The organism is Serratia sp. DFXYC6, from assembly GCF_057196085.1.
Window position 1 is genome coordinate 1387205 of record NZ_JBXUNV010000001.1, and the last position, 24413, is coordinate 1411617.

The following is a 24413-nucleotide window of genomic DNA, read 5'->3' on the forward strand; positions in this document are numbered from 1 at the left end:
ATTGTCATGTAACTGACATGTCAGAGTCACGGCTCTGGCTTAAGTTTGCAGCGACTACGTCAGGAGATAACGCGATGTTCAGCCTGGATTCTCTGTTGCAAGATGCATTTCCACACCGCAATACCCCCGCCTGGCAGCGCAGCCTGCTAAGAACCCTTCTCTTCGAAAAAGAATTCAAACAGTTCGCCGCCGATTATCCCCATCTGAAAGGGCTCGATCTGATCGAGCAGGTGGTGGACTACTTTAACCTCAGCTGCGAGCTGGTGGACGGCGATCTGGAAAACATCCCGAGCCAGGGGCCGGTGGTGCTCGTGGCCAATCACCCGATCGGCTCGCTCGACGGCTTGGTATTGCTGCGCGCCGTTGCCGCGGTGCGCCCGGACGTGAAAGTGGTGGCCAACCAGCTGCTGACCTACATTGAACCGCTGCGCAGCCTGTTCGTGCCGGTGGATAACGTCGCTTATAAAACCAGCCGCAAACAGATTGAAGGCATGCAGCAGCAGCTGGACAACCAGGGGGCGCTGATCCTGTTCCCGGCAGGCGAAGTGTCGCGCATGAGCCCGAAAGGCATCCGCGACGGCCACTGGCATACCGGTTTTCTGCGCCTGGCCGCCAAAGCGCGCGCGCCGATCGTGCCGATCCACATCAGCGCACGCAACAGCAACCTGTTCTACTTTACCTCTCTGGTCTACCGGCCGCTGTCGACCTTGCTGCTGGTGCGCGAAATGTTCCAGCAGCGGGGCGGGCGTATCAAGATCCGCGTCGGCGGCCGCGTGCCGTTCGCCAACTGGCACGACGGCCACACCAGCGCCAAGGATCTGGCGGAGCGTTTTCGCCGCCACGTCTATCGTCTGGGCCAGGGCAAGCCGGGGCTGTTCGCCAGCGAATCGCCGATCGCGCTGCCGGAAGATCGTCTGGAGCTGAAAAAGGCGCTGGCGAACTGCGAACGGTTGGGGGTAACGCCGGACGGTAAAACCATCTATCTCTATCGTCGCCATGACGAAGCGCGTACGCCAATCCTGCGCGAGCTGGGGCGCCTGCGCGAGATCGCTTTCCGCGCGGTGGGGGAAGGATCCGGCCGCCGCCGCGATCTGGACAGCTACGACGACGATTACTATCACCTGGTGCTGTGGGACGAGGAGGAGCTGGAGATCGTCGGCGCCTATCGTTTTATCCCCACCGCCGAACAAATCGCGCGTAAGGGCCTGGAGAGCATCTACAGCAACAGCCTGTTCCATTATGACCGCGATATGGAACCGATCCTGGCGCAGGGCATCGAGCTGGGGCGCAGCTTCATTCAGCCGGCCTATTGGGGCAAGCGCGGGCTGGACTATTTGTGGCTGGGCATCGGCGCCTATCTGTCGAAATACCCGCAGTACCGCTATCTGTTCGGCCCGGTGTCGATCTCCGGCGGCATGCCGCTGGCAGCACGTGATTTGCTGATCGCCTTCTATCGGCTCTATTTCTCGCCGGATCACGCGTTCGCGCAGTCGCGGCGGCCTTATCCGGCGTCGCTGCCGCAGGTGCTGGCGCAGTTTGCCGGGGACAACTACCAGGAAGATCTGGTGCGGCTGAAGAGCCTGCTCAGCAATATCGGCTGCTCGATCCCAACGCTGTACAAGCAGTACACCGAACTGTGCGAGCCGGGCGGGGTACAGTTTATCGACTTTGGCACCGATCCGGCGTTCAACAACTGTATCGACGGGCTGGTGTTGGTGGATACCACGCGGCTCAAGCCATCGCGGTATCAGCGTTACATCGCGGTGCACCAGCCGCAGCCGGCCGAGACGGCATGACTACAGTCTGACTCATGCCTTTTTGATCTAAGCACGACCTTGGGGCCGGCGACGGGATAGCGCTACGATAAACGTTTTGCTTTCCACCGCCGGAGCCCGTCATGCCCCATTCGTTTATCCCGCCGTTATTGTCCGCCGATGAACCCTCTGCCGCCGCCGTGGAAATCCCGCGCGGCAAAGCGCCCTTTTTGCTGCTGTGCGATCACGCCGGTAAGGCGATACCGCAATCCCTTGGCGACCTTGGTTTGCCGCCGGGGGAGATCGAACGCCACATCGGCTGGGACATCGGCGCGCTGAGCGTGTCGCGCCATCTGAGCCGTCAGCTGGACGCCACCCTGATCCACCAGCGTTATTCACGGCTGGTGATCGACTGCAACCGGGCGCCCGGCATCGCCAGCTCGATCCCGCATTTGTCCGAACTGACGCCGATACCCGGCAATATCGGTATTGACGCCGAGCACGCGCTGGCGCGCGAGCGTGAGGTGTTTTTGCCGTATCACCACGCCATCGACGATCATTTGGGGCAACGTCAGCTGCGCGAACTGCCGACGGCGGTGATCGCCATGCACAGTTTCACACCGGTGTTCAAAGGGGAATCGCGCCCCTGGCAGGTGGGGTTGCTGTTTAATCGCTACCCGGAATTCGCCCGGCTGCTGGCCGAGCTGCTGCGCGAAGAGGGGGATTTGCAGGTGGGGATCAACGAGCCCTATGCAATGACCGACGCCACCGACTACACGTTGCCGGTGCACGCGGAACGGCGCGGATTGCCTTACGTCGGCATCGAAATTCGCCAGGATCTGATCGCCGACGAACGCGGGCAACAGGCATGGGCGAAACGTTTCGCGCGCCTGCTGCCGCAGGCTTGGCAACGCTGGCAAATTTGACTTTAGGAATATTCCCAGAGATGATAACCATAAGGAATACATAAGACGTCATTAGAAAAAAAGTCAGGAGAGACGTGTGGAGCACAGCGATAACGGACTGTTTATCAAACGGGAGCGTTTTGAAGTTCTGGCGATTCTGCGTGAAATTTGCAAACAACGCACGCCGCTGCGCGTAGAAAATCAGCAGCACCGGTTTCAAAGTCTGTTATTGAGCGTCGGGCCGGACAATATCGTGTTTAGCGGTGAGGAAGCGGAAAACGCCATCGACGGCGCCTGCACCATCGTGATTGAAAGCCACGACGCCAAAATCGAGTTTTCCGTCGGTCAGGCAGAACTGACCGAACATCAGGGCGTCCAGGCCTGCTCGACCCGGCTGCCGCAGGAGTTGGTCTATATCCAGCGCCGCCGCCAGTTCCGCATCACTACGCCGCACTGGCGCCAATTCTTCTGCACCGGCGAGTACCCGGACGGCACGCCTTATGAGCTGCGGATCCACGATCTCTCCGCCGGCGGCGTCGGTTTGCGTTTCGACGGCCCGCTGCCGGATTTCTTCCAGCCTGGCCTGCAGTTCAAAAAAGCGGAGCTGGATCTGGGCAGCTACGGCAGCTTCAAGGTCAATATGGAGCTGGTGGTGGTCAACGACGATCAGGAAACCGACGATAACGACCAGGTGGTGCACTTCTCGCGCCTGTCGTGCCGTTTCCTCAAGCTGGGGCTGGCGATGGAGCGCAAAATTCAGAGCGCGGTGTTCGCCTTCGAGCTGGATTTCAACAAAAAGAAAAAACGCTGATATTTATCAGGGGCGGGCATGCTGCCCCTGACTCTCCACAGGTCTTACGGTTTTAACGCCCGCAGGCTGCCGATCTCTTCCCAACCGAAATGCGCCGCTTCGGCCAGCACGTCGCACACTTCGCCGCCGGCGGCAACCACGGCCGCGTCGAGCGCGGCGCCGCGCAGCAGATGGCTCACCAGCAGTGCGGTGAACAGATCGCCGGTGCCTTTGACCGCCGATTTGACCTTCGGATGGGTAAAGCACTGCGCTTCCTGCCGGGTGACCAACATTAAACCCACTTCGTCTTCGTGCTGTGCCACGCCCGGCGCGCTGGTGACCAGCACCCATTCGGTGGTGTCGTTCAACAGCGCCTGCGCGGCGCGTTGCGTCTGCTCCCGGCTGCTCAGAGAGCGGCCGCACAGCTGCTCCAGTTCGAAACCGTTCGGCGTCAGGCCGTTGGCCAGCCGCAGGAACGGTGAACGATAGCAATTGACGATGCGCTCATCCACGTAGATCCCTTCGCCGTAATCGCCTATAACCGGATCGATATAGATCCTTATCTGCGGATTGAGGGCGCGCACCCGCTGCAGCCAGTTGGCCAGAATATGGCACTGCATCACGTCGCCCAGGTAACCGACGATCACCGCCCGGGTGCGTTTCATCACGCCGCGGGCGATCAGATCGTCGAGAAAGCCGCCGAACCACTCGCCGGAGATGACGCCGCCATGCGGCTTGCCGTAATAGGGCGGGCAGCCGAACAGCACGCTGGGCACCTGCAGCGCTTCCAGCCCCTTTTTCAGCAGGGCACGGTAGGCGATGCCGTTGCCGACGCTGCCGTAAACCACCTGAGATTGAATGCTGATCACGTCGATGGACGGTGATCGCAAGGGTGAAGCCTGTTGCATGAGTTACATCCTTGGTTCGTTATTATCCAGCCAGCGGGCGAACACCTGCCGCGCGCGCTGTTCCAGCCGTGCGCCGTGGCGCGCCGCCTGTTCGCGCAGGCTCTGGGGCGCGATGCCGGCCAGCTCCAGCTCGCAGGCATGGCCAATCAACCAGCGTTCGATATCGCGGTGATCCGCCTCCAGATGGAACTGCAGACCGAGCGCGAACCCCTGATAGTCGAAAGCCTGATGCGGGCAAATCGCCGTGCCGGCCAGGCAGCGGGCGCCGTCCGGGATCATGAACATATCGCCGTGCCAATGCAGCACCGGCGTATCGGCCAGCGGCGCCAGCACCGAGTCGTCTTGGGCCGCGAGCGTGGTCAGCGGGGCGAAGCCGATCTCTTTAACGCCGAGCGAAATCACGTCGGCGCCCAGCGCCTGGGCGATCACCTGTGCGCCGAGACACACCCCGAGGGTCGGCCGCCGCTGCGCCAGGCGCTGTTTGACCAGCGCCAATTCATGGTCGAGAAAATCATAGCGCTGCTCACCGGAAAAGTGCCGGGCGGCGCTGATCGGCCCGCCGAGCACCACCAACAGATCGGTCTCTTCATTATTGATAGCACGAATATCATCGCGACCGGCATCGTAATAGTCGATCTGATAGCCACGCAGCGAGAGCAGGGAACCGAGAATACCCAGGTTTTCAAAATTGACGTGTCGAATGGCGACGGCTTTTTTCATTGTTTAACCTCGTGAGCGTGGGTGAACGGCGTCAGCGCCAGCGACTCGCCCAGGACCGTGATGCCCTGCGCGCCGCTCTGATAGACGATGCGGCGTTCGCTGACCTGGCTGAGCTGCACCTGATAACCCTGCGCGGCCGGGAACAGCGCGCACGCCTGCTCCAACTGATCGGCTGCCCAGGGGGAGAACATCTCCAGGCGGGCAAAGGCTTTTCCTGCATACTGAATGTCGAGCACGTAATGTTTATCCATGGAACCCCTTACTTTTGGCCGCGGAAGCTGCTAATCTTATTTGAACTAGTACAAAAGGATTTATGTATGGCTTTATTGTATGCAAAAGGTGGCGGCGCTGTCCAGATTGCCGAGCAGATCGCCGCACGCATCAAAGACGGCGCGCTGCGGCCGGGCGAGCTGTTGCCGCCGGTACGCCAACTGGCGGCGGAGCTGGAGGTCAATCCGAATACCGTCGCCAGCGCTTATGCCCGATTGCGCGATGCCGGCCTGGTGGCGACGCGCGGGCGGGCGGGAACGGTGGTGCTGGAGCCGCCGCTGGCGGCGGTGAGTGCGGCCTATACGCCGCGTCAGGTGCCGGCGGGAATGTGCGATCTGGCCAGCGGCAATCTGGATGCCGCATTGTTGCCGGCGTTGGCGCTTGGCGCGGCGGAGGTGTTCCCGCAGCAAAATGGTTATGACATCAGTGGCGATCTGCCGGTATTGACCGGTCTGGGACGCGAGTGGCTCAGCCGCCAGGGCGTCACGCTGGGGGAACCGGCTGTGTTTTCCGGCGCGCTGGACGCGATGGAAAAGGCGCTGCGCTGCCATGTGCAGCCGGGTGCGGCGGTGTGGGTGGAAGATCCCTGCTGGCCGCCGCTATTGACGCTGTTGCGTCACCTGCGCCTGCGGCCGCTGCCGCTGTCGGTAGATGAACAGGGCTGTCGGCTGCCGGAAAGCGGGGCCGCCGGCGCGGTGATCCTGACGCCGCGCGCTCACAATCCGACCGGCGCTTCGCTCTCTGCGCAGCGCGCGCAACAGTGGCGGCGTTTTCTGCGCGACAACCCGCAGTGTCTGGCGATCGTCGACGACTTCTGGGGGCCGCTGTCGCAGCAGCCGCTGCATCTGCCGTTCGACGGCGATCGCGGCCTGTACGTGCTGTCGCTGAGCAAGTTTCTCAGCCCGGATCTGCGCATCGCGCTGGCCTGTGGCAACCCGACGTTGCTGCAGGCGATGCGCGCCGATCAGTACATCAGCGAACGCTGGGTCAGCCATATCTTGCAACAGATCGCCGCCAGGCTGTGGAGACAGGCCTTGCAGGAAGGGCAACTGCCGCGGGCGCAACAGGCATATCAGGCCAGAAGGGATGAACTGGTGCAGCGGCTCAATGCATTGAATCACACGGCGCTGGCGGTAGGTGAAGGGTTGCATCTGTGGCTGCCGGTGCGCTCGGAAAGCGCCGCCGCGCAGCTGATGGCGCAGCGGGGGTGGCTGGTGCAGGGCGGTGAACCTTTCCGCCTGAAGTGTGGTCCGGCGCTCCGCGTCAGCCTGGCGAACGTCACGCCGTCGCAGTTGGCGCCGCTGGCGCAGGATCTGTCCGAAGCCATGCGGGCGGCGGCGGCGATCAACTAAGCCGGCGTCAAACTCTCTTCCGCCAGTAACTGCAGCGAGGCTAACCGGGCGGCCGGTTCGGCGATCGGCGTGTCGATGATGAACTCGTCCACGCCGTACTGTTGCTGTAGCTGCGCCAGTTGTTGATGCACCTGCTGCGCGGTGCCGAGCAGAATATGGCTTTCCCGCGGCTCGATGCGGTAGTCGGTGGCGCCGGCCTGCTGCACGAAACTCTCGGCCTGCGCCAGGCTGCCGACGGTCACGCTCTGCTCACCGGCGACGTGCACGCGGTATTGCTGAATCTCCGCCGCCAATGCTGCGGCCTGTTCCTCGCTGGGGGCCACGATCGCCGCCACTGCCAGCAGCGCCTTGCGGCCGCCGCTGTGTGCGGCGTAGTGCTCCAGCGCGTCGCGGATATCCTGCGGATTGCCATTCAAATGCGCGGCGAACACGAAGGCCCAGCCGGACTCGGCCGCCAGCGTCGCGCTTTCTTTACTGGCACCGAGCAGAAAACGCTGCGCGCCCTGCGGCGGCAGCGGTGTGGCGCTCAGGCCGGGCTCGGCGTCGTCGTTCAGATAGGCGGTCAACTGCGACAGCTGCTGAGGAAAGTCCGGCTTGCGTTGCCGATCGTGGGCGGCCTGCAGCGCCTGGGTTGCGAGCGGCAGCCCGCCGGGCGCTTTGCCCACCCCGAGATCGACGCGCCCTGGCGCCAGCGCCGCCAGCAGGTTGAAGTTTTCGGCCACCTTGTAGGCGCTGTAGTGCTGCAGCATCACGCCGCCGGAGCCGATGCGAATGCGCGACGTTTGGCCGAGCAGATAGCCGATCAGCACTTCCGGCGACGGGCAGGCGAGCTGCGGCGTATTGTGGTGCTCGGCCAGCCAGAAACGCCGATACCCCCAGCGTTCCGCCCGTTGCGCCAGCTGCAGCGTGCGCGCCAGCGCCTGCGCGGCGCTTTCCCCGTCGGCGATCGGACTTTTTTCCAATATGCTCAAGGCATAAGCCATTTTTCCCGCTCCTTTCCTCATCAGATATGCCTGACAAATACCATGCGGGCGGCGCACGGCTTAATACTGATTGGCGATAGGATATTCCATTGATCCAAAACGGATTTGGATATGCGCAGAACGGTAAAGCGCCGCGATGTTACCGCTCGAGCCAGGCCTTCAGACGAATGGCGTCACGGTAGTGGCCGTAGCGCGGCTGCGCGCCGAGCAGGATCATCACCACCGGCTGCCCTTTGATGGTGGTGCGCATCACCAGGCAGTGGCCGGCCTCGTCGGTAAAGCCGGTTTTCTGCAGCTGGATCTTCCAGGCGGGGTTGTTGATCAGGCCGTTGGAGCTGCGGTAAACCAGCTGGCCGCGGCCGGGGCGCACGATCTGCTGCTTGTCGGTGCTGAAGCGGCGAATCGACTGATAGCGATAGGCGTGATTGACCATCTTCAGCAGATCGTTGGCGGTCGCCACATTGCGCGGCGTCAGCCCGGTCGGATCGTAGAAGCGGGCGCGTTTCATGCCGATGGCGCGCGCTTTCTGATTCATTTTCGCCACGAAGGCCTTGCGCCCGCCGGGATAACTGCGGCTCAGCGCGGCGGCGGCGCGGTTCTCCGAAGACATCAGGGCGATGTGCAGCATGTCGCGGCGGCTGAGCACCGAGCCGATGGTCAGCCGCGAATGGGTTTTCTTCAGCAGATCGCGATCGGCGGCGGTGACTTTGAGCTTGCTGCCCATCGGGCGTTTGCTGTCCAGGGCGACCATGGCGGTCATCAGTTTGGTGAGCGAGGCGATCGGCAGCACGCGGTTCGGCTGCTTCTGATAAAGGGTCTTTCCGGTGCGTTGATTGACGACCAGCACCGATTTGGCATTCAGCACCAGCGGCGGTGCAGCGGCATGCACGGGCGCCAAAACGAACAGCAGGCTGAACAGCAGGGCGGCGCTGAAGCGCCGGACAGGCAGACGGAGAAAAGCGTGAGATAAAAGCATAACGGCGGCAATAGTGACCCTAAGTGATTAAAAAATATCAAAAGAGTCTGCCCGGCAAATGTGAAGGAAATAGGGCGATAATCGCTCAAACTGTTACAACAATCCCTTTTGCCGCAGGGTGAAGCGGGTGGCCTCGTTCAAATCGTAGTCCGCGAGGCGCTCGCGCGGCACCCAGGCGTAGTCATCGAACTCGTCGTTGATCGTCACGTCGCGGTTGGCGGCATGGCAGTCGAAAATCAGGTAAATCATGTAGATTTGCTCCTGGCTGCCGTCGGCGTAAGTTTTGACGCGCACGTCATCGCGGAAAGTCCAGGGCGTGATGTTGTCGAGGATCAGCGCGGCGCCCAACTCTTCGCGCACTTCGCGCCGCAGCGCCTGTTCTATTTGTTCACCCGGCTCGACGCCGCCGCCGGACAGCGCCCACTGGCCGGGAAACACGCCCTTGTGGGCGGCCATTTTACACAGCAGGAAGGCGTTATCGTTTTCAATCAGCGGGCAGACAATGATGCGTTGGCGCATGGAAGACTCCTGTCAAAAATCAAAATGCGCAGGTTAGCAGGTTTGGCGGCGCAGGATAGAGGGGCCGATCGCGTTCTGCGTAACAGCAAAAATTTTTTGTTCCCTCGCGTTTAACGCCTTGATAAGGGAGTAATCTATCGGACTGGTTAATGGACTTAAAAGGGAACTTTATGAATTACCAAGTGGTGCCGTTTTGGTTTTACTCCGGCAAGGCTCTGCTGGCGGTGCTGGCCGCGATCGGATTGGGCGTGTGCGGCGTCAGTGCGGCGTTCTTCTATTGCCTGCTGCTCGCGCTCGTCTGGCCGGTCGCCGTTTCGATGCGGTTACACCAGCTGGCGGAAAAGGGCGTGGCGACGAATCCCCGACGGGCTTCGCAATGGATGGTCTATGTGCAAGGCATTCCGGTACAGGAAACCCGCCAGGTGTTAACCAACCCCTGTTTTGCGCTGGAAAACCGAATGCGGACCTTCTTTCTGTGCGCTTTCACCGCTAAAACCTTACTGCAGATGGCGCTGTTGCTGTTGTTGATCGCGCAGCTGGCCGCAACGGTCAATCTGTGGATCGCCTTGGCCGGCGTATTGTTCGGCGCCTGGCTGGTGTATAACACCGTCGACAGCATCCAGGCACTGCGCAGCCTGGCCCGGCGCCAGTGGGTAAGCGAGCAGTGGGTGAGCGACAGCGGCTCTATCTGGCATCGGGCGGCGCTTATCGGCCGTAAAGGGCCGGCGGCGGCGCTGGAACGTCTGTTGGCGTGGTGAGAATGTGAGGGCGCAGGAGCAAGCGGGCGGGCTTGCTTTTGCGTTTTGTTCCTCAACCGGGCGTCAATCGATAGTGTTATTGAGTATCATTTGCAATCACTTCTGGTCAGGATGAAGAAGAAATTTTCACCTGTCACGGAGATGATAAAAAATGCCTAATGGAATAAAACCCTTTGTATTGATGATGCTTCTGTTGCTGTCGGCCTGCCATAGTGCGCCGGTCAGAGAGCCACCTCAAGACGCCGTAGCGACAACCCCTATCGATGCGACCAAATCGCTATTCCCGCTGGGTAACTACTCGCAATCTGTCGATAAATGGATCCCCTATGGCCCGCAACGGCGGGTGCCCGTGATGGATGCCGCCGCGCAGCAGCGCCATTTCTCCGCCCTCAAATCCCACTATTTTGGCATGGGGCCGAATGATCAATCCCCCTGGAATCCGCATTACATCGCTTCCGTCCTGAACCGTGAAGCGCAAAGCCGCCGTGATGCCGCAATGGATAAATACCTGGGAAGTGAAAGTGTCTCCTGGGGGGAAAACTTCAGGACTCACACTGACCGCTGGAAACAGCAAGTCAGAGATAACGCGTCGACCGACATGGATAAGGCGTTCCATCCTGCGGGCAGGGGCATTGCAGTCAGGGAAACGCTGGTCAGGATCCTGCCGACGGCCGATCCGGCTTATGACGATCCTCGCCTGGCTGGACAGGGTTATCCGTTTGATAATTTACAGGATTCATCTATCCGTCCCGGTACGCCTGTATACGTTATTACGCAAAGCCGCGATAAACGCTGGAACTACGTCGCGTCGCCAACGGTGATCGGATGGGTGCATAGCGAAGACATCGCGGCGGTGGATCGGCAGTTTGTCACCGAATGGCTGGCGCTGGCGGAGAAAAATCTGGGGGCATTCATTAAACAGCCGGTCTCGGTGCAAGCCGGCGGCCAATTTTATTTTACGGCGCGCCACGGCACGATCCTGCCATTTTACCGTCACCGACAGGGTCTTTTTGTGGTCGCCGTGCCGGTACGCCGAGAGGATGGCCGCGCACAGATGCGCCGGATCGTTGTCAAGAAGGGGGAATTTGCCGCCATGCCGTGGAAAATGACGCCCGAACATTTTGCCGTACTGATGCGGTCAATGAGCGGCAGGCCTTATGGCTGGGGGAACTATAACTTCAATAATGACTGCTCCGCCGAACTGCGCAGTCTGTTGATGCCTTTTGGCCTCTTTCTTCCCAGAAATTCCGCCGCGCAGATACAGGCGGCCACCCGGGTGGTTGATCTTGCTCAAGCGAACACCCGTGAACGGCTGCGCTATCTCAAAGATCACGGCAAACCCTTCACCACGCTGGTTTATATTCCGGGCCATATCATGCTGTATATCGGCAATGCGCTCGTTGACGGCCAGGTTGTACCGATGACGTACCAGAATATCTGGGGGCTGCGCCCGGCAGATTCAAAGCGCCGCAGCATTATCGGCGGCGCAGTCTTTTTCCCGCTGCTGGCGACCTATCCTGAAGATGCGAGCCTGATGTCGCTGGCGGGCAAGGCGCAGTTCAAACTGGGATTTATTGAATAGCCCATTCTTTAGCTGATAAAGCGACCGCGAATGCGGCCCCGTTTGTGCGGTTGCTGAACGGGCAGGGGATGAAAACTTTTAAAATGAAATGACGTTTTTATGACGAAAATATTAATGAGCAAGAGCGTTGAAAATCATTAACGCCGAGCGATAAAGATTGTTATAACAGCGTGGACGATCTGGGCTAACGGCCATAGGCAGGATAAGGCGTTATGGTGCAAACGGCAGCGGAAAAGATGCATAAGCTGGATTTTGATGATGAAGTGACCGGGCTGATCTACGGCCATGCGTTTCGCTCCGGCGAGCCGCCGGCGCGCCTGAACTCGCAGCAGGTTTGCCAGGCTTACCAAACATTGTCGCCCGGCGACGGTTTTATCTGGCTGCACCTCAATCTCAACCACGCGGCGGCGGAGAAGTGGCTGAAAAACCATTTCGCCATTTCCGATTTTTTCTTCCATGAAATTCGGCACGGTTCCCACACCACGCGCATCGAGCGCCAGGGCGACGATCTGTTCGCGGTGCTCAACGACGTGATTTTCCACCCTGAGGACAGCAACCCGGAAACGGCGACGCTGTGGCTCTATTGCTGCCGTGGGCTGGTGGTCACCGTGCGTCACAAACCGGTGCGATTGATTGAACGGCTGCTTGGCCGCCTGACGGCGCTGGAGCTGGCATCGTCTACCGAGCTGCTGGCGCACCTGCTGGAAGAGCAGGAGGACGTGCTGGAGCAGGTGGTGCGGCAGGCTAACCAGTATGTCGATACTATCGAGGATCGCCTGCTGACCCGCCGCGTCAAGCGCAACCGCGCCGAGCTGGGGCGCATGCGCCGCATGTTATTGCGCTTTCAGCGCCTGTTGGCGCCGGAACCGGCCGCGCTGTTTCGCCTGTTGAACCGGCCGCCGGCCTGGCTGAGCCGCGAGGTGGTGCAGGATCTGCGGCAGTTTACCGAAGAGTTCACCGTGGTGTTGAACGATCTCGCCAGCCTGACCGAACGCATCCGGCTGCTGCAGGAAGAACTGGGCGCCAAGCTGATGGAGCAGAATAACCGTACGCTCTACACCCTGACGGTGATCACCGTGCTGGCGTTGCCGATCAACATCGTCGCCGGTTTCTTCGGCATGAACGTCGGAGGGATACCGCTGGCCAGCAATCACCACGGTTTTATCCTGCTGGTGTTGCTGGTCGGCAGTTTTACGCTGATAGCCGGTTATCTGGCGTTCAGGCGCAGGGACGAGTCGTAATTACAGGCGGGCGCGGTACTCTTCTTCCAGCCGGGCATGGGTGCTCCAGAACGGCTGCGGCGCCCGATCGTGCAGACGATCCAGCAGGATATCCAGATGGGTGTGCCAGCCGCCGGCGACGCTGAGCATCTCGTCGCGGTTGGCCAGGCGCCGGTGGGTGACCGTCAGCAGCACCGCGTTTCCCTGTTCCGTCAGCTCGAAGGTCACCTCGGAAGGGCGACCCTGATCCTGTTCGGCCCAGGTAAAGCTCAGCAGGCGCGGCGGGAACAGGCAGGTGATGTGGCCGCGGTTGCTGACGCAGCCGCCGTGCTGTTTGTACTTGGCCGGCGGTGGCTCGTGCTCGCCCGCCAGATCGGAGTTGCGAAACTCCAGCTCCAGCGGCGCGCCGTTTTCCAACTTCATGGCGCCGGCCGCCAGCCAGGTGGCGCGCTTGTCGGATTCGGTCAGGTAAGCCCACACCCGTTCGATGGGGCCGGGCAGCAGCCGCTGGATGCGCAGCGTGCCGGGTTCGATAATCATGCCGTAATCATTCATGGTTCACTCCTTGGGAGGAAGCTGTTCGGGCTGCAGCAGCGCCTGTTCGAGCGCATCCAGCCGTTCAGTCCAGAAATGTTCATAGGTTTGCAGCCAGTGCATGGCCTGCGCCATAGGCTCGGGTTCGAGCCGGCAGATATGGTTTCTTCCTTGCACGGTGCGTTGCACCAGGCCCGCATGTTCCAGTGCTTTCACGTGCTTGGAGGCGCCGGCGAACGACATCTGCAGCGGCGCGGCCAGTTCGCCGATGCTGCGCTCACCGCCGGCCAGCGCGCGTAACATCGAGCGGCGGGTCGGGTCGGCCAGCGCATGAAAAATGGCGTCCAGCTGTGAGGAAGATAATTCAACCATATGGTTGAATATAGAACAGGCGGGCTAATATTCAACCGTTTTGTTGAATATTTTTTTGCCCCGGCGAGAAACCGGGGCGAGGATCAGGCGCCGGCGTGCGCCAGCAGGGCGTTCAGCAATACGTCGGCGCCGGCGGCGGCCCAGGCGGGGGTGATATCTTCCCGCTCGTTGTGGCTGATGCCGTCCACGCAGGGAATGAAAATCATGGCGGTCGGAGCGACGCGGTTAAGGTAACAGGCATCGTGGCCGGCGCCGGAAATCATGTCGCGATGGCGATAGCCCAACGCTTGCGCGGCATGACGTACGCTGTCGATGCAGCCCCGATCGAAAGCGACCGGGGGATACTGGAAGATGCGCTCGGCGCGCGCGGTCAGGCTGCCGTCGTTGACGGCGTTCACCGCCGCCAGCAGGCGCTGCTCCATCTGCTCCAGAATTGACTCCTCTGGATGGCGGAATTCGACGCTGAAAAAGACGCGTCCCGGCACCACGTTGCGTGAATTGGGGGTAATTTGCGCCATGCCCACCGTGGCGCGCGCGTCGGGCGCGAAATCCCAGCCGATGCGATTGACCGCTGTGACCAGCGACGCAAAGCCCAGCAGGGCGTCGCGGCGGCGGTCCATCGGCGTGGTGCCGGCATGGGCGCTGAAGCCGACGACCTCCAGTTCATACCAGCGCTGCCCTTGTGCGGCGGTCACCACGCCGATGTCGAGATGCTCCGCTTCCAGAATCGGCCCCTGTTCGATGTGCAACTCGAAGGCGGCATGGATCGGCGCGCCGCCCACCGGATACTCGCCGGCGTAGCCGATGCGCTCCAGCGCCTCGCCGAGGCTGACGCCGTGCTCGTCGCGGCGCGTCAGGCCGTATTCCAGGTCGAATACCCCGGCGAACACGCCGGAGGCGATCATCGCCGGCGCGAAGCGGGCGCCTTCTTCGTTGGTCCAGTTGATCACTTCAATCGCGCGTTCGGTGACGATCTGCCGATCGTTGAGGCTGCGAATAACCTCCAATCCGGCCAGCACGCCGTAGATGCCGTCGAAACGGCCGCCGCGGGGCTGCGAGTCGCCGTGAGAACCGGTGACGACCGGCGCCAGCTCGGGCCGCGTGCCTTCACGGCGCAGGAACATGTTGCCCATCCGATCGACGCGCACGCTGCAACCGGCCTCCAGCGCCCACCGGTGCAGCTGGTTGCGCGCCTGACGATCCTCTTCGCTGAGCGCCAGGCGGGTGACGCCGTTGTCAGCGATGGCGCCGAACTGCGCCATCGTCTGCAGGCTTTGCCACAGGCGCTCGCCGTTGACCCGATACGTCATTGCTTTTCTCCCGGCGTTTTGGCGGTGTAACGGAAATCGCAGCAGGGGGCGCCGGACATGATGGTCTGGGTACGCTGCAGGTCAACGTCAGGCGCATAGCCGACGATAAACTGGCTGTCGCGAGCGCAGGAGAGCAGGTGGCCGATCTCCCCCAGCCCCATCTCGTGATACATCTCGGCGTAGCGGCAGCGGGTGACGTTATAGTCGAAGTGCTGTTCGTCCTGATTGATCACCTCGACGCGCAGCGCATCGTCTTTTTCCCACAGGTACTGCAAGGCGGCGAAGCTGCGCAGATCCGCGCCGTTCGGTTCCTGAGCGGCGAACTGTTTGCCCGCCGCGATGGCGGCATTCTCGATGGCCTCGCCGATCACCGCCTGGGCGCGCGCCTTGCCGATTTCACGCACCAGAATCTGGTAGATCGGCTTGATGATCTCCGCCTCGATTTTTCTGCGGGCCAAAATGCCCAACTCGTTGTTTGCACAGCTCATCGCCTTGCTCCTCTTGATTTATTGTGGTTTGGCGCCGCCCAACACGGTTTGCGGCTGCCATTTGCCGTCGACCACCCGGTACAGGGTGAAGCTCGGCTGTTGCAGGTTGCCCTGCGCATCGAAGGCGATGTCACCGGTCACGCCCTGATAATGTATGGCGCGCAGTTTCGGCAGATAATCGGCCGGGTTGGCCGAATCGGCTTGCTCAATGGCGGCGATCAGCACCCGGGTGGCGTCGTAGGCGAAGGGCGCATGCAGTTCGATGTGGGTGTGATAACGATCGCGGTAGGCTTGCTCAAACGCCTTGCCGCCCGGCATCTGTTCCAGCGGCAGCCCCGGCTCCAACGCAACGACGCCTTCACCTTCCTGCTGCGCCAGCGTCAGGAAGGTTTGGCTGACAAAGCCGCCGGCGCCCATCAGTTGCGCGTTCATGCCCAGCTGTTTCAGTTTGCGCGCCAGCGGCGCCGCCTGGGAATCTACGCCGCCAAAGAAGATCAGATCGGCGTTTTTGCTGCGCACGGTGGTCAGCACGGCGCTGAAATCGACGGTCTTGTCATCGACGTATTCACGGGCGACCGGCTGCACGCCCTGGGCCTGCAGCGATTTGATGAATTCGTCCGCCAGCCCCTGGCCGAAAGCGGTGCGATCGTCGATCACCGCGATGCGCTTGGCTTTCAGCGTCTTCACCGCATATTGCCCGGCGTAGTTGCCGCCGTCGTCGTCGTGGCCCATCACGCGAAAGCTGGTGTCAAAACCTTGTTGCGTATAGCCGTGACCGGTGGCGACCGGCGCCACCTGGGCGATGCCGGCGTCGTGATAGATGCGCGCCGCCGGGATGCTGGTGCCGGTGTTCCAGTGGCCGACCACGCCGGCGACGCCTTCGTCGACCAAACGCTGCGCCACGGCCACGGCGGTGCGCGGATCGGACTGGTCATCCTCGGACACCAGTTTGAAGGTGACCGGTTTGCCGTTCAGCGTCGGTTTCTGCGCGTTAGCGTCGGCGATCGCCAGTTGCGCGCCGTTTTCGAGATCTTTGCCGATGCGCGCGGAAGGGCCGGTCAGCGGCCCGGCCAGGCCGATCAACACGGTGTCGGCCGCCAGCGCCGGGAGGCTAAGAATCATTGTCATGGCAGCCAGCGCCAACGGTTTGATGCGAATGTTCTGTTGCATGTCATACTCCTGGTGCGGTTAAAAGAAACAACGGTTATTCACCCAAATAGATCTGTTTGATTTTTTCATCGTCCAGCATGTCGGCGGAACGGCCGCTGTGGCTCAGGCTGCCGCTGTCCAACACATAGGCGCGATCGGTGGACTCCAGCGCCAGGCGGGCGTTCTGCTCGACCAATAGTAGCGTGACGCCGTCACGGGCTAACTGCTTGATGACCGTGAAAATGGCTTCCACCACAATCGGCGCCAGCCCCATCGAGGGTTCGTCCAATATCAGCAACCGCGGGCGGCTGAGCAGCGCGCGGCCCATCGCCACCATCTGCTGTTCACCGCCCGAAAGTAGCCCGGCCGGTTGGTGCAGGCGCTCGCTCAGCCGCGGGAAGGTGGCGCACACCCGTTCGAAATCTTGCCGCACTGCCGATTTGTCGCGCCGCGCATAGGCGCCGAGCTGCAGGTTCTCCCGTACCGTCAAACGGGTGAAAATGCCGCGTCCCTCCGGCACCATCACCAGCCCCCGTTGCAGCAACCGGTGCGGCGGCACGCCGCGAATCGAGAAACCGTCGAACAGGATGTCGCCTTCGAACGGCTGCAGGCCGGTCAGCGCTCGCAGGCTGGAGGTCTTGCCCGCGCCATTGGCGCCGATCAGCGTCACCTGTTCGCCGGCGTTGACCATAAAATCGATGCCTTTGACCGCATGAATGCCGCCATAAGACACTTTGAGTCGTTTAACGCTCAGCAGGGCTTCAGACATGCGCGCCGCCTCCCAGATAGGCCTGAATGACCGCCGGTTCACGCCGCACCTGCGCCGGCTCGCCTTCGGCGATCGCTTTGCCGTAATCCAGCACCGTCAGCCGATCGCACAGACCCATCACCAGTTTGACGTCGTGTTCGATCAGCAGCAGCGTTTTACCGCTGTCGCGGATGCGCAGCAGCAGCTCGCGCAGCGCCACTTTTTCACCGGCGTTCATGCCGGCCGCCGGTTCATCCAGCGCCAGCAGCCGGGGCTCGGTCGCCAGCGCGCGGGCAATCTCCAGACGGCGTTGGTGGCCATAGGCGAGATCGCCGGCGCGGTAATGGGCGAATTGGCTGATGCCGACGTATTCCAGCAGCGCATGAGATTTATCGCGCACCGCCTGTTCCTCCTCTTTAGCGCGCCCGTGGCGAGCGATCGCCGCCCACAGGCCGTTGCGGGTGCGCACATGGCAGCCGACCATCACGTTTTCCAGCACGCTCATTTCGTTGAACAACCGCAGGTTCTGGAAGGTGCGGGCGATGCCGGCCTGCGCCACTTTGTCGATGGCCTGCGGTTTATAGCGCTGGCCCAACAGGCTGAACTCGCCCTCGTCGGCGCGATACAGGCCGGTGATCAGGTTGAAGCAGGTGGTTTTGCCGGCGCCGTTCGGCCCGATCAGGCCGTAGATTTCCCCTTGGCGGATGCTCATGCTGACGTCATCCACCGCCGTCAGGCCGCCGAAACGTTTGCTGACGTGATTTAAAGCGAGCAGCGGCGTCATGCGGCGTTCCTCCCGGCATGGCGAGCCGGCCATAGGCCCGCTGGGCGATACAGCATCACCAGGATCAGCGCCAGGCCGTAGAACAGTTGGCGGATGATTTCCGGGTCGATCAGCACCTGGCCGAACAGCGCCTGCTGCAGCGGCCCCATGCTGCTGCGCAGCAGCTCCGGCAGGGCGGCCAGCAGCAGCGCGCCCAGGATCACGCCGGGGATGTGCCCCATGCCGCCGAGCACCACCATCGCCAGTACGGCGATCGATTCCTGCAGGGTGAAGGATTCCGGCGACACGAAGCCTTGAAACGCGGCGAACAGCGCGCCGGCCACGCCGCCGAAGGTGGCGCCGATGGCGAAGGCCAGCAGCTTGAAGTTGCGGGTGTTGATGCCCATCGCCCGCGCGGCGTCCTCGTCTTCGCGGATTGCCGTCCATGCGCGGCCAATGCGCGAATTCTGCAGCCGCAGGCTGATACACAGGATCGCCAGAAGCAGCGCGGCGAACAGGTAGTAATACAGGTACAGGCCGGAAAAACGCACGCCGAACCACTCATGCATGCCGGAAAACTTCAGGCCGAACAGGCTGACCGGATCGACGCCGGAAATGCCTTTGGGGCCGTTGGTGAGGTTGACCGGGCGATCCAGGTTGCGCATCAGAATGCGCACGATCTCGCCGAAGCCCAGCGTGACGATCGCCAGATAATCGCCGCGCAGCCGCAGCGTCGGCGCGCCGAGCAGGATGCCGCACGCCGCCGCCAGCAGCGCCGCCAGCGGGATCAGCCACAGCATCGACAGGTGCAGTCCGTCGGGGAACCACTGCAGCAGCAGCGGGAACTGCTGCGTCAGATGCGGTGACGACAGCAGCGCGGCCAGATAGGCGCCAACGGCGTAAAAAGCGATAAAGCCCATGTCCAGCAATCCGGTCATGCCTACCACGATGTTCAGCCCGAGCGCCAGCATCAGGTACAGCAAGGCGAAGTCGACAACGCGCACCCAATAGTTGCCGCCGGCGGCACCCGCCACCCAGGGCGCCAGCAGCAGGGCGAGAATGAACAACGTCAGCCCCAGCCCGGCGCGACGCGGCGTGGCCAGAGGAGCGGGGGGAGTCAAAACGGTCATCGTGATGTCCTTATGCGCGCGTGGCGATGCGTTCGCCCAACAGCCCGGAGGGGCGGAAAACCAGCACGGCGATCAGCACCAGAAACGCGAACACGTCCTGGTAGTTGCTGCCGAACACGCCGCCGGTCAGCTCGCCGAGATAGCCGGTGCCCAGCGATTCGAACAGGCCCAGCAGCAATCCGCCGAGCATCGCGCCGCGCAGGTTGCCGATGCCGCCGAGCACGGCGGCGGTAAACGCCTTGATGCCGGGCAGAAAGCCCATCGAGAAACCGGCATTGCCGTAGTTGCTGGCCATCATGATGCCGGCGACCGCCGCCAGCGCGCCGCCGAGCGCGAAGGTCAGAACGATGATGCGGTCAGGACTGATGCCCATCAGGCCGGCGACCTGCTGGTTTTCTGCCGTGGCGCGCATGGCGCGGCCGAAACGGCTGTGTTCGACCAGCAGCCAGAGGCCGGCCATCACCGCTACGGCCACCGCCAGCGTGACGATCGCCGTGCCGGTGATCACCGCCGGCGCATGTTCGGCGCTGCCTGCGGTCAGGGCGATGGGCGTCATCGGCAACAGCTGCGGAAACATCAGGGGATTGCGTGACCAGATCAGCATCGCCAGGGTTTGCAACAGCAGCGAGACGCCGATGCCGCTGATCAGCGGGGCCAGGCGCGGTGCATTACGCAACCGGCGATAGGCCAGACGCTCGATCGCCATCGAGGTGATGGCGCAGACCGCCATGGCGCACAGGGCTGCCAGCAGCAGCGTGGCGTAGGGCGATAACGCGGGAAAGTGGTGTTGCAACACGTTTATCGCCGACAGCGCGCTCAGCGCCCCGACCATCAGCACGTCGCCGTGCGCGAAGTTGATGATGCGCAGGATGCCGTACACCATGGTGTAGCCGAGCGCGATCAGCGCATAAATGCTGCCGAGCATCAAACCGTTGACGGTTTGCTGTACCAGCGTATCCATAAGGAGAGTCCGGAGATAATGAGTCAGAGGCTCACAGTAGAGAATTTAAAAAAATTGTAAAATACGGAAAAACACTTTCTTATACAAAAAACGAGTGATTTTAATATATTGATTTTTATGTATATTGAATCCATTCCTTCAGTGTCGATTTCCCAAAAACAGTCAATATATGAAAAAAACAGAACAGTACGATGAGCCATTGCCGATGCTGCCGAACGATCCGCCGCTGCGCGCCGTGCGGGCGTTCGAGGCCATCGCGCGCCTGGGTGGCATCAGCGCGGCGGCTAACGAGCTGATGATTTCGCCTTCGGCGGTCAGTCATCAACTCAAAACGCTGGAGGCATTTTTGCAGATGCCGTTGACCGAACGGCAGGGGCGTAACCTGGTGTTGCGCAGCGAGGGGCGGGAGTACTACCGCTCGATTCGCTCGGCGTTCAACGTGCTGCGCCAGGCGACCGAACACGTGCGTGAACAATCCGCGTCGCGGCAGGTGACCATCAGCCTGATCCCGCTGTTCGGCATGGGCTGGTTCATTCCGCGGCTGCGCGGTTTTCTGCGTGAAAACCCGGATATCGACATCAATGTGGTCTACGCCAACCACCGCAATTACCTGAGCGACGCCGCCGATCTGTCGATCCGCTTCGGGGTCGGGCAGTGGACCGGCTATCGCAGCGAGAAGCTGATGTCCGGAAAAATGGTGCCGGTGTGCAGCCGGGCATTCAGTAAACTGCACGGTCTGCTCGATACGCCGGATCAGCTGGCGACGCTGCCGCTGCTGCACGACGAGGAGCGCAATACCTGGATGCAATGGTTTCAGCAGGCCGGCGTCAAGCGCCCGCTGCGCAGTATCGGCCCGATGTTCGAGGATGGATTGTTGACGTTGGCGGCGGTGCAGGCGGGGTTAGGGTGCGCGTTGATGCGTGAACCGTTAATCGCCCACTACCTTGAGAGCGGTGAGTTGATCAAAATGTTCGATCTGCCGATCGATGACGGCCGCGATTATTACCTGTGCGCTCGACTGGATAGCGAGCTGTCGCAGGAAGGCGAAAATCTGCGGCAGTGGCTGCGCCGCGAAGCCGATGAGAGCCGGCTCGCGTAACACCGGGCTTAAACAGGGGAGAGCCGGACGTTCATTTCACTTTCCCACGACGCGCGCCACGCCAACAGGAAAGTGATAGGCCCTCCGGGGTGGGCGTTTTTAAACCGTTGCTCACCGGCGATGATTGCTGAAGCTTCAAAGCGCGATACTGTCACTGGCGAAGATGACGGCTATGCTTAACTTGCCGATCACGTGGCGCGACGGCCATAAAGTGACAACAATTCCCACTCTCAGCGCAACGTCAAGGAGCGAGCAGATGTCTGTCGGCAATGATACGGAAACCGTGAATAAGACGGGGCTGGCGCCGCTGGCGTTGGGCGCATTGGGCGTGGTGTTCGGCGATATCGGCACCAGCCCGCTGTACACCCTGAAAACCGTGCTGTTTCTCTCCGGCGACGCGCCTTCGGCGCCGGTGATCCTTGGCCTGCTGTCGCTGATATTCTGGACGCTGATGATCGTCACTTCTCTCAAATACGCCATGTTCGCCATGCGCATCGGCAACCGCGGCGAGGGCGGCATCATGGCGCTGATGTCGCTGCTGGTCAGCAAGCGAAAATCCCGGCCGCTGGTGCTGTTCGCCGGCCTGTTCGGCGCCGCGCTCATTTACGGCGACGGCGCCATCACGCCGGCCATCTCGGTGCTCTCGGCCCTCGAAGGGTTGAACATCGTGCTGCCGGCGTCGCAGCCCTATATTCTGCCGGCGGCGGTGGTGATTTTGCTCAGTCTGTTCGCCATTCAGCCGTTGGGTACCGCGCGCATCGGCCGCGTGTTCGGGCCGATCATGGCGCTGTGGTTCCTGTCTATCGCTGCGTTGGGCGTGTGGGGCATCATCCAGCATCCGGCGGTTTTGCTGGCGCTGAACCCGCTCTACGGCATTCACTTCCTGTTCTCCAACGGACTGACCAGCTTCCTGGTGCTGGGCGGCGTGTTTTTGTGCGTCACCGGCGCCGAAGCGCTGTATGCCGATATGGGGCATTTCGGCAAACGGCCGATTTGGCTGGCCTGGTTCGGCATCGTTTTTCCCAGCCTGTTGCTTAACTACGCCGGTCAGGCCGCGCTGATCCTGAGCGGCGCCGATGTCACGCAGAACATCTTCTTCCGTTTATGCCCGCCGGCGCTGCTGGTCCCGCTGGTGATCCTGGCCACGCTGGCGACGATTATCGCCAGCCAGGCGATCATCAGCGGTGCGTTTTCCATGACCCGGCAGGCGATCCAACTGGGGTGGCTGCCGCGGCTGCGGGTCAAGCAAACCACCGAGGAAAGTTACGGGCAGATCTACATTGGCGCCATCAACTGGCTGCTGATGGTGGTGACGCTGTTCCTGACCGTGTTCTTTAAATCGTCGGACAATCTGGCCGCCGCCTACGGCATCGCCGTCTCGTTGACCATGATCATGACCACCGGCCTGCTGTTCGTCGCCATGCGCGAGGTGTGGCGCTGGGGGCCGATCGCCAGCCTGTTGGTGGCGGGCGGGTTCTTCGTGGTCGATTTGAGCTTCCTGACGGCCAACATGACTAAAGTGCTGCAGGGCGGTTATATCCCGCTGCTGTTGGCCGCCGCGGTCTATACCGTGATGCTGGTCTGGCATCGCGGGGTGCTGGCGGCCGCGCGCACCCTCGGTGAAACGACAGTGCCGGTAGAGGATTTCCTGGAGAAAATCCGCCGCGAATCCGTGCCGCGCGTGCCGGGCACCGCGGTATTCCTGACTCGCAGCCTGCAGGGGACGCCGCCGGTGATGAAATGGCAGGTCAAGCGTAACGGTTCGCTGCACGCCAACGTGCTGGCGCTCACCATTGCCATCGTCAATGAGCCGCGGGTCTCGAATGCTGAACGGTTGGTAATGCGCGAGCTGTCGCCGGGCTTTTGGTGCGGCGTGGCCAGCTATGGCTTTATGGAGCGGCCTAACATCCCGCAGCTGTTGCAGCACGTCGAGGCGCAGAAATCCGGTCTGAACTTCGACGAGGCGACCTACTATCTCGGGCACGAGACCGTGGTGCGCCGCGAAGCGAACGACCGGTTGCCATCCTGGCAGCGCAACCTGTTCGCGCTGATGGTGCGCAACGGCATGCACGTCACGGATTATTACTACCTGCCCAGCGATCAGGTGGTGGAGATTAGCCGCCGCGTGCCGGTATAGGGCGCGAAAAAGGCATCGCCGCAATTGCGGCTTGCATCACACAACGCGGTTTGCATTTCATTGCTGGCCGCCATAACCTGACAAGAAACGGATTGTTACTGACGCGATCAGGCAAAACCTAACTTCTCTCCCGGCATCGAACATGGCCGGACGGGCGGTTAGGTTTTTTTTTTGCAAAAAGGAGAAGGGAATGAAACTTGTCGTCGCTAATGACTACCAGGAAATGAGTGAGTTGGCCGCCAGCCTGTTGTTGAGTTACATGCTGCGCCCGCAGCGCGTCAATCTGGCTATCACCGCCGGCTCGACGCCTAAACGGATGTATGAGTTGTTGGCTCCGCGCGTCAAGGGCCACGCGGAATTCGCCAACGCGCATTACTATAATTTCGATGAAATTCCTTACGCCGGCCGATCGGGCTATGGCGTCACCATGGAGAATCTGCACCGTATGTTCTTTGGCCCGGCGGCGATCCCCGAGCGGCAACTGCATGTCTTGAATTCGGACAACTATCTTCAGCACGATCGGCGTATCGCCGAGGATGGCGGGCTGGATGCGATCGTGATGGGCGTCGGAGCAGACGGGCATTTCTGCGGCAATCTGCCGGGCACCACCGCCTTCGAAGACCGCACCTGTCGGGTGCCGGTTTCCGCCAGGCCGGATATGGCGGACATTTTGCTCAAAGAGGTGGGCGGCCGCACTGAATGGTTGCCCGATCATTACGTCACCCTGGGGCCGGCAAGCGTGATGGCCGCCAAAAAGCTGGTGCTGCTCGTCAACGGTTCGCACAAAGCGGACATTTTGCGGCGCATTGTCAGCGGGCCGGTGGAGAGCGGAGTGCCCGCCAGCATTTTGATGCTGCATCCGGACCTGTTGATTATCGCCGATCGGGAGGCCGCGGCGCTGCTGCCTTAAGCGTTCATCCGGCGCGTCTCGCCTCAGAACCAACGGTCATAACCTGCAACCAAAGCGTCTTTCCCTGCGGCGCAG

General features: G+C 61.6%; 25 protein-coding genes. 10 read left to right on the plus strand and 15 right to left on the minus strand.

What is annotated here, in order from left to right; all coding sequences use genetic code 11:
- Positions 1-74 precede the first annotated feature (74 nt).
- The 3 genes from olsF (at position 75) to AC2CGQ_RS06800 (ending at position 3470) form a co-directional block, all read left to right on the plus strand.
- On the plus strand, positions 75-1796 hold the full coding sequence (gene olsF / locus AC2CGQ_RS06790) for an ornithine lipid synthase OlsF (RefSeq protein ID WP_015377973.1): 1722 nt from the start codon (positions 75-77) through the stop codon (positions 1794-1796).
- 101 nt (positions 1797-1897) lie between these two features.
- Positions 1898-2680 carry an N-formylglutamate amidohydrolase gene (locus AC2CGQ_RS06795; RefSeq protein WP_015377972.1) on the plus strand — a complete coding sequence of 261 codons (783 nt, stop codon included), beginning with the start codon at positions 1898-1900 and terminating at the stop codon, positions 2678-2680.
- Positions 2681-2756: 76 nt separating this feature from the next.
- A complete protein-coding gene (locus AC2CGQ_RS06800; protein ID WP_004938226.1) occupies positions 2757-3470 on the plus strand; it encodes a flagellar brake protein in 714 nt (237 codons plus the stop codon).
- 44 nt (positions 3471-3514) lie between these two features.
- Here AC2CGQ_RS06800 and AC2CGQ_RS06805 read toward each other — a convergent pair whose 3' ends face one another.
- Genes AC2CGQ_RS06805 through AC2CGQ_RS06815 form a run of 3 tightly spaced genes read right to left on the minus strand, consistent with a single transcriptional unit; the run spans position 3515 to position 5328 of the window.
- Positions 3515-4357 carry a PfkB family carbohydrate kinase gene (locus AC2CGQ_RS06805; protein ID WP_015377971.1) on the minus strand — a complete coding sequence of 281 codons (843 nt, stop codon included), beginning with the start codon at positions 4355-4357 and terminating at the stop codon, positions 3515-3517.
- 3 nt (positions 4358-4360) lie between these two features.
- The gene (locus tag AC2CGQ_RS06810; protein ID WP_156865981.1) at positions 4361-5077 is read right to left on the minus strand and encodes a glutamine amidotransferase; all 717 of its coding nucleotides are present in this window, start codon (positions 5075-5077) and stop codon (positions 4361-4363) included.
- Positions 5074-5328, minus strand: coding sequence for a hypothetical protein (locus tag AC2CGQ_RS06815; RefSeq protein ID WP_021503766.1), 255 nt, complete (start codon positions 5326-5328; stop codon positions 5074-5076). Before AC2CGQ_RS06815 ends, AC2CGQ_RS06810 begins: the two co-directional genes overlap by 4 nt.
- 66 nt (positions 5329-5394) lie before the next feature.
- Between AC2CGQ_RS06815 and AC2CGQ_RS06820 the strand changes: the two genes are divergently transcribed.
- Complete coding sequence (locus AC2CGQ_RS06820; protein WP_351005053.1) at positions 5395-6699, plus strand: aminotransferase class I/II-fold pyridoxal phosphate-dependent enzyme; 1305 nt, start codon at positions 5395-5397, stop codon at positions 6697-6699.
- Here the strand turns inward: AC2CGQ_RS06820 and AC2CGQ_RS06825 are convergent.
- The 3 genes from AC2CGQ_RS06825 to nudI form a co-directional block, all read right to left on the minus strand.
- Positions 6696-7682 (minus strand): MsnO8 family LLM class oxidoreductase, encoded by a 987-nt coding sequence (locus AC2CGQ_RS06825; protein WP_351005054.1) that lies wholly within the window; start codon positions 7680-7682, stop codon positions 6696-6698. The two genes, AC2CGQ_RS06820 and AC2CGQ_RS06825, sit on opposite strands and share 4 nt — an antisense overlap.
- A 139-nt stretch (positions 7683-7821) precedes the next feature.
- The gene (gene pbpG, locus AC2CGQ_RS06830) at positions 7822-8658 is read right to left on the minus strand and encodes a D-alanyl-D-alanine endopeptidase (protein ID WP_160125517.1); all 837 of its coding nucleotides are present in this window, start codon (positions 8656-8658) and stop codon (positions 7822-7824) included.
- 93 nt (positions 8659-8751) lie between these two features.
- Positions 8752-9177 (minus strand): nucleoside triphosphatase NudI, encoded by a 426-nt coding sequence (nudI, locus tag AC2CGQ_RS06835; RefSeq protein ID WP_015377966.1) that lies wholly within the window; start codon positions 9175-9177, stop codon positions 8752-8754.
- Positions 9178-9347: 170 nt separating this feature from the next.
- Between nudI and AC2CGQ_RS06840 the strand changes: the two genes are divergently transcribed.
- The 3 genes from AC2CGQ_RS06840 to AC2CGQ_RS06850 all read left to right on the plus strand — a co-directional run bounded on the left by AC2CGQ_RS06840 (position 9348) and on the right by AC2CGQ_RS06850 (position 12758).
- Positions 9348-9935: a hypothetical protein gene (locus AC2CGQ_RS06840; protein WP_484593530.1), complete on the plus strand. Its 588-nt coding sequence runs from the start codon at positions 9348-9350 to the stop codon at positions 9933-9935.
- Positions 9936-10086: 151 nt separating this feature from the next.
- Positions 10087-11517, plus strand: a complete 1431-nt coding sequence (locus AC2CGQ_RS06845; RefSeq protein WP_033650062.1) for an SH3 domain-containing C40 family peptidase — start codon at positions 10087-10089, stop codon at positions 11515-11517.
- A gap of 212 nt (positions 11518-11729) precedes the next feature.
- Positions 11730-12758: a transporter gene (locus AC2CGQ_RS06850; protein WP_015377963.1), complete on the plus strand. Its 1029-nt coding sequence runs from the start codon at positions 11730-11732 to the stop codon at positions 12756-12758.
- On the opposite strand, the gene AC2CGQ_RS06855 is transcribed toward AC2CGQ_RS06850, so the two are convergent.
- From AC2CGQ_RS06855 to AC2CGQ_RS06895, 9 genes are all read right to left on the minus strand, one after another.
- A complete protein-coding gene (locus AC2CGQ_RS06855; protein WP_015377962.1) occupies positions 12759-13292 on the minus strand; it encodes an SRPBCC family protein in 534 nt (177 codons plus the stop codon).
- 3 nt (positions 13293-13295) lie between these two features.
- Complete coding sequence (locus AC2CGQ_RS06860; protein WP_004938187.1) at positions 13296-13643, minus strand: ArsR/SmtB family transcription factor; 348 nt, start codon at positions 13641-13643, stop codon at positions 13296-13298.
- 83 nt (positions 13644-13726) lie between these two features.
- The gene (locus AC2CGQ_RS06865) at positions 13727-14953 is read right to left on the minus strand and encodes a Zn-dependent hydrolase (protein WP_166445145.1); all 1227 of its coding nucleotides are present in this window, start codon (positions 14951-14953) and stop codon (positions 13727-13729) included.
- Entirely contained in the window at positions 14950-15441 is a 492-nt protein-coding gene (locus AC2CGQ_RS06870; protein WP_099982459.1) for an L-2-amino-thiazoline-4-carboxylic acid hydrolase, read from the minus strand. Before AC2CGQ_RS06870 ends, AC2CGQ_RS06865 begins: the two co-directional genes overlap by 4 nt.
- 18 nt (positions 15442-15459) lie before the next feature.
- A complete protein-coding gene (locus tag AC2CGQ_RS06875; protein WP_370456115.1) occupies positions 15460-16569 on the minus strand; it encodes a branched-chain amino acid ABC transporter substrate-binding protein in 1110 nt (369 codons plus the stop codon).
- Positions 16570-16645: 76 nt separating this feature from the next.
- The gene (locus AC2CGQ_RS06880; RefSeq protein WP_015377959.1) at positions 16646-17359 is read right to left on the minus strand and encodes an ABC transporter ATP-binding protein; all 714 of its coding nucleotides are present in this window, start codon (positions 17357-17359) and stop codon (positions 16646-16648) included.
- The gene (locus tag AC2CGQ_RS06885) at positions 17352-18122 is read right to left on the minus strand and encodes an ABC transporter ATP-binding protein (protein ID WP_004938167.1); all 771 of its coding nucleotides are present in this window, start codon (positions 18120-18122) and stop codon (positions 17352-17354) included. Before AC2CGQ_RS06885 ends, AC2CGQ_RS06880 begins: the two co-directional genes overlap by 8 nt.
- Positions 18119-19231: an ABC transporter permease subunit gene (locus tag AC2CGQ_RS06890; RefSeq protein WP_166730017.1), complete on the minus strand. Its 1113-nt coding sequence runs from the start codon at positions 19229-19231 to the stop codon at positions 18119-18121. Before AC2CGQ_RS06890 ends, AC2CGQ_RS06885 begins: the two co-directional genes overlap by 4 nt.
- A 10-nt stretch (positions 19232-19241) precedes the next feature.
- Entirely contained in the window at positions 19242-20192 is a 951-nt protein-coding gene (locus AC2CGQ_RS06895) for a branched-chain amino acid ABC transporter permease (protein WP_166730016.1), read from the minus strand.
- A gap of 169 nt (positions 20193-20361) precedes the next feature.
- Between AC2CGQ_RS06895 and AC2CGQ_RS06900 the strand changes: the two genes are divergently transcribed.
- The 3 genes from AC2CGQ_RS06900 to AC2CGQ_RS06910 all read left to right on the plus strand — a co-directional run bounded on the left by AC2CGQ_RS06900 (position 20362) and on the right by AC2CGQ_RS06910 (position 24338).
- Positions 20362-21291 (plus strand): LysR substrate-binding domain-containing protein, encoded by a 930-nt coding sequence (locus AC2CGQ_RS06900; RefSeq protein WP_021503754.1) that lies wholly within the window; start codon positions 20362-20364, stop codon positions 21289-21291.
- Positions 21292-21547: 256 nt separating this feature from the next.
- Positions 21548-23428 (plus strand): potassium transporter Kup, encoded by a 1881-nt coding sequence (locus AC2CGQ_RS06905; RefSeq protein WP_166730015.1) that lies wholly within the window; start codon positions 21548-21550, stop codon positions 23426-23428.
- 190 nt (positions 23429-23618) lie between these two features.
- A complete protein-coding gene (locus AC2CGQ_RS06910) occupies positions 23619-24338 on the plus strand; it encodes a glucosamine-6-phosphate deaminase (protein ID WP_021503752.1) in 720 nt (239 codons plus the stop codon).
- Positions 24339-24413 lie beyond the last annotated feature (75 nt).

Excerpts from the sequence above, each read along its gene's own strand:
- nudI (WP_015377966.1), bottom strand. The coding sequence starts at position 9,177 with ATGCGCCAACGCATCATTGTCTGCCCGCTGATTGAAAACGATAACGCC.
- AC2CGQ_RS06865 (WP_166445145.1), bottom strand. The coding sequence starts at position 14,953 with ATGACGTATCGGGTCAACGGCGAGCGCCTGTGGCAAAGCCTGCAGACG.
- AC2CGQ_RS06815 (WP_021503766.1), bottom strand. The coding sequence starts at position 5,328 with ATGGATAAACATTACGTGCTCGACATTCAGTATGCAGGAAAAGCCTTT.
- AC2CGQ_RS06905 (WP_166730015.1), top strand. The coding sequence starts at position 21,548 with ATGTCTGTCGGCAATGATACGGAAACCGTGAATAAGACGGGGCTGGCG.
- AC2CGQ_RS06885 (WP_004938167.1), bottom strand. The coding sequence starts at position 18,122 with ATGACGCCGCTGCTCGCTTTAAATCACGTCAGCAAACGTTTCGGCGGC.
- AC2CGQ_RS06875 (WP_370456115.1), bottom strand. The coding sequence starts at position 16,569 with ATGACAATGATTCTTAGCCTCCCGGCGCTGGCGGCCGACACCGTGTTG.
- AC2CGQ_RS06845 (WP_033650062.1), top strand. The coding sequence starts at position 10,087 with ATGCCTAATGGAATAAAACCCTTTGTATTGATGATGCTTCTGTTGCTG.
- AC2CGQ_RS06860 (WP_004938187.1), bottom strand. The coding sequence starts at position 13,643 with ATGGTTGAATTATCTTCCTCACAGCTGGACGCCATTTTTCATGCGCTG.
- AC2CGQ_RS06810 (WP_156865981.1), bottom strand. The coding sequence starts at position 5,077 with ATGAAAAAAGCCGTCGCCATTCGACACGTCAATTTTGAAAACCTGGGT.
- pbpG (WP_160125517.1), bottom strand. The coding sequence starts at position 8,658 with ATGCTTTTATCTCACGCTTTTCTCCGTCTGCCTGTCCGGCGCTTCAGC.
- AC2CGQ_RS06855 (WP_015377962.1), bottom strand. The coding sequence starts at position 13,292 with ATGAATGATTACGGCATGATTATCGAACCCGGCACGCTGCGCATCCAG.
- AC2CGQ_RS06825 (WP_351005054.1), bottom strand. The coding sequence starts at position 7,682 with ATGGCTTATGCCTTGAGCATATTGGAAAAAAGTCCGATCGCCGACGGG.
- AC2CGQ_RS06850 (WP_015377963.1), top strand. The coding sequence starts at position 11,730 with ATGGTGCAAACGGCAGCGGAAAAGATGCATAAGCTGGATTTTGATGAT.
- AC2CGQ_RS06880 (WP_015377959.1), bottom strand. The coding sequence starts at position 17,359 with ATGTCTGAAGCCCTGCTGAGCGTTAAACGACTCAAAGTGTCTTATGGC.
- AC2CGQ_RS06895 (WP_166730016.1), bottom strand. The coding sequence starts at position 20,192 with ATGGATACGCTGGTACAGCAAACCGTCAACGGTTTGATGCTCGGCAGC.
- AC2CGQ_RS06910 (WP_021503752.1), top strand. The coding sequence starts at position 23,619 with ATGAAACTTGTCGTCGCTAATGACTACCAGGAAATGAGTGAGTTGGCC.
- AC2CGQ_RS06890 (WP_166730017.1), bottom strand. The coding sequence starts at position 19,231 with ATGACCGTTTTGACTCCCCCCGCTCCTCTGGCCACGCCGCGTCGCGCC.
- AC2CGQ_RS06870 (WP_099982459.1), bottom strand. The coding sequence starts at position 15,441 with ATGAGCTGTGCAAACAACGAGTTGGGCATTTTGGCCCGCAGAAAAATC.
- AC2CGQ_RS06805 (WP_015377971.1), bottom strand. The coding sequence starts at position 4,357 with ATGCAACAGGCTTCACCCTTGCGATCACCGTCCATCGACGTGATCAGC.
- olsF (WP_015377973.1), top strand. The coding sequence starts at position 75 with ATGTTCAGCCTGGATTCTCTGTTGCAAGATGCATTTCCACACCGCAAT.
- AC2CGQ_RS06900 (WP_021503754.1), top strand. The coding sequence starts at position 20,362 with ATGAAAAAAACAGAACAGTACGATGAGCCATTGCCGATGCTGCCGAAC.
- AC2CGQ_RS06795 (WP_015377972.1), top strand. The coding sequence starts at position 1,898 with ATGCCCCATTCGTTTATCCCGCCGTTATTGTCCGCCGATGAACCCTCT.
- AC2CGQ_RS06840 (WP_484593530.1), top strand. The coding sequence starts at position 9,348 with ATGAATTACCAAGTGGTGCCGTTTTGGTTTTACTCCGGCAAGGCTCTG.
- AC2CGQ_RS06820 (WP_351005053.1), top strand. The coding sequence starts at position 5,395 with ATGGCTTTATTGTATGCAAAAGGTGGCGGCGCTGTCCAGATTGCCGAG.